This is a genomic window from Pengzhenrongella sp. (assembly GCF_036565025.1).
Classification (GTDB): domain Bacteria; phylum Actinomycetota; class Actinomycetes; order Actinomycetales; family Cellulomonadaceae; genus Pengzhenrongella.
Window position 1 is genome coordinate 1 of the sequence record NZ_DATCNW010000248.1, and the last position, 3,095, is coordinate 3,095.

The window sequence follows — 3,095 nt, forward strand, 5'->3', positions numbered from 1 at the left end:
CCGGTGGGATCCCTTGGCCGTTGTCGGTCACCATGATGCTCACGCCCTGCCCGGCCGTCACCGTGGCCGTCAAGGAAAGCTGAGGAGGCCGGTCCACGTTCCGCTTCATCGCGTGCATCGCGTTTCCGATGAGGTTCACCAGGACCAGCATGACGCGATGCCTGTCGAGCGGTAGCAACGGGTCGTCGGGAACGTCCCGAACTACCCTCACCTCACTGTCGGCGAGGACCCCGGCCATCCGCAACGCGACGTCCATCACTTCACTGACTCGCACCGACTCGACCACACTGCTGACGCCGGCCAACGACTGCTGGGCGCTGACGATCTCCTTGATGTGATCCACACCGTTCGTCAGTCGCAGCAGTTCCTCCTCGACGCTCTCCCGCTCGATCGCCAACACCGCCGCGAGCTTGTCGAGATACCCCGGCAGCGCCTTACCGCGGGCATCGGTCGAAAAGAAGCCACCAAGGTCGCCCGCGTGCTCCTGCAGCAGGGAGACCACCTTCACGAGCCCGGTCGACTTCGATCCCCGCACCCTCTGGGTCACCAGGCTGGCCGAGACGTTGACACTGTTGAGCACGTTGCCGACATTGTGCAAGACGTTGATCGCGATCTCGGCCCTACCCGCATTGCGGGCAGCGTCGACCAGCTGGGACTGGGTGCGGCGGAGTTGGCCGAACGCGAACTGGGTGCGAACTCCCGCCCCTAACAGGGTCACCCCGGCCAGCGTGACAGCGAGGGTCGACACGTGCGCCCGACTGCTCACCACCAGCACAGCCAACCCCGCGGCGGTGGCTACCGCCGGCACCACCAGAGCAGTCGCGCCGGTCGCGGAGCGCGTCTGCTGCGTGGGCGATCCGTCGCGTCGGGCGGCGCCGCCGACCCACAGCGCCATGAGCGCGAGCCCGATCGCCCAGCCGGCATCCAGCGGTGTACCGAGCACATACGTCTCCGCTCCCACCTGCAGCGCGTAGACGACGTCCGCAGCAGCGAAGACCACCAGGCCCACCACGAGCAGGCCCCATCGGCCGCCCAGGCGTACACCCCCCAGGGCAGCGATCCCGGCAACAGCAGCCACGAGCAGCAGATCGAACAACGGGTAAGCGACCTCGACGACCATGGCCATGGACAGCGACCCCGTCATGGCGGAAGCCAGCACCGGGCTAAGCACGACCGCCAACACCGAGGCCGCACCGAGGGACCCCACCGCGCTGTCCAGCCACACCGACAACGCCAACCCCCGCACATGGCGGCGCACTGCGAGAGCCAGCGCGGCCAGCATCAACGGGTAGAACAACAAGTACCCCACGTCCGCGGGCGAGGGGAACGGTAAGGACCCATCAGGAGCAACCATCGCGACGTAGTACGTGTCCCCGGCAGCGAAGGACGTCACCGCGGCCGACGCGAGAAACACCTCCGAGCGCCGGAACCCGACTCGCCAGACCGCCAGCCAGCACACCGCCGCAGGCCCCCACATACTCAGCAACCCCAGCCAGTCGTCCACGACCGGGCCGAACCAGCCGACACCGACCGGGATCAACCCCGCGTCGCGCAGAACCAGCGCCACCGCGTACGCGACCACGAGCAGTCCCATCGCCGCCGTCAACCCCATACGAATGGTCACGCGTTTGCTCGACAACCGCTCGTGGACCGGGACCGCCGGGCGACGCCACCGGCTCGCTATCGGCGGGCGCAGGCTCGTATGTGCCGGGGAGTGTGGGTCGATCGGGCCGGGTAGGCGGTCTGCCGCCGTTGCCTCGGTCGGCCTCGTCGGTCGGTTCCTCAGCATTCGGACGACCTTCCTCAGTGGTAGCCCGGCTGATCGAAACGGGATCACGGGGCATTGCGTCCCGGCCTCGCAGCAGTTCGCCTGCCCGACGAGAGAAACCCGGCTACACAAACATTAAGCAGCGTGCCGCTAATCGTCAGCCGCTACGCGGGTGATCTGTCGTTTCTTTCCCGCGGCTGGTGATCGAGCCGTTCCGCGCGGGGGGCAGCGAGGACGGGGCTTTCGAGCGAGCGGGTGTTCGGGGCGGCACTGAACGCGGCGTTCATGCTGCTTCTCGACGGTTTGTCGGTACTCGGGCCATCTGCCCCCGATCTCAGAGTCCCCCCGATCTCAGAGTCCGCCTGATCATTTGCTCCACGTCAGTTCCTGTGGAGTAAAAGTCGAGATCGACGAGAAAATTGCCCTGGGACACTGGAAATACGTGACCTGGGAACCGTGAGCGGACGACAGTCACCGAGAACAGCGGTCCGATGGGGCCTTCCTCGAAGTCGGCATCACTTAGGATCGGTCGATGTCGGACGCGGCGAGATCCAGGCGTTCAGCCCGGACCTGTACCGGTACATCTCCCACCTCCCGCATCGCCGTCTCCGGATGCATCGCCGCCACGGGTCTGGCGTCAGAGGCTAACCAGAGCGGGGAACCCGCCGTACTCACGCGGCGCGGTCTTGACCACTGCGGCACAACCGTGAAGCCAGCTCGCGCTCGGTGACACGGATGCTGATCGGGGGCAGGGATCGGCACCGGAACCGCCAAGGGGCTGGGCGTGACCCGGGTCGTCGACGCCCGGCCCGCAGGTGGCACCCACGCCGACCGGGCGAGCTGAGCGGGCCTGCTGGGTCCACTCCACGCAGATTCCCCGCGCCGCTAACAGCCTGGCGCTCCCACGGGACCGATGCTCTCGGCGAACTCTTCAATGGCCGCTTGGCGTCCCACGAGCAGTGGTGGACTCGCGCCCGCGGTCGGCTTGAACGGGTTGCGCTGCACGATCCTCCTTTAGAGACGCATTTAGAATCCTCATACCGGGAAGGGCGGCGGCTCGCGCCCTCGGCTCGTGCAGGCGCTGGGGAACGAGAGCGACTTCGCGCCCGGCTGACCCCTCGCGGGGGCGGGAACCGTCGGGTGGGGCGAAGGCGGTCAGTCGTCAGGGAACCGTGCTTGGAGGGGGAACTCGTGGTCAGCGAGCAACGGTTGATCGCGCTCGATGCCCTCGCCGTACCCGGCGCCGACCAGTACCTGGCGGACAGCGAATGTGCCGTCCACCTGCGCCTCCGCGAAGACCACGACCGGCAGGTCATCGTCCACTCCG

Annotated in this window: 1 protein-coding gene; it reads right to left on the reverse strand. The window is 67.4% G+C overall.

Annotation, left to right across the window (positions count from 1 at the left end; genetic code table 11):
* The coding region (locus VIM26_RS14395; RefSeq protein WP_331952335.1) for a hypothetical protein at window positions 1-1,582 on the reverse strand (1,582 nt) is incomplete at its 3' end.
* Window positions 1,583-3,095: the final 1,513 nt, after the last annotated feature.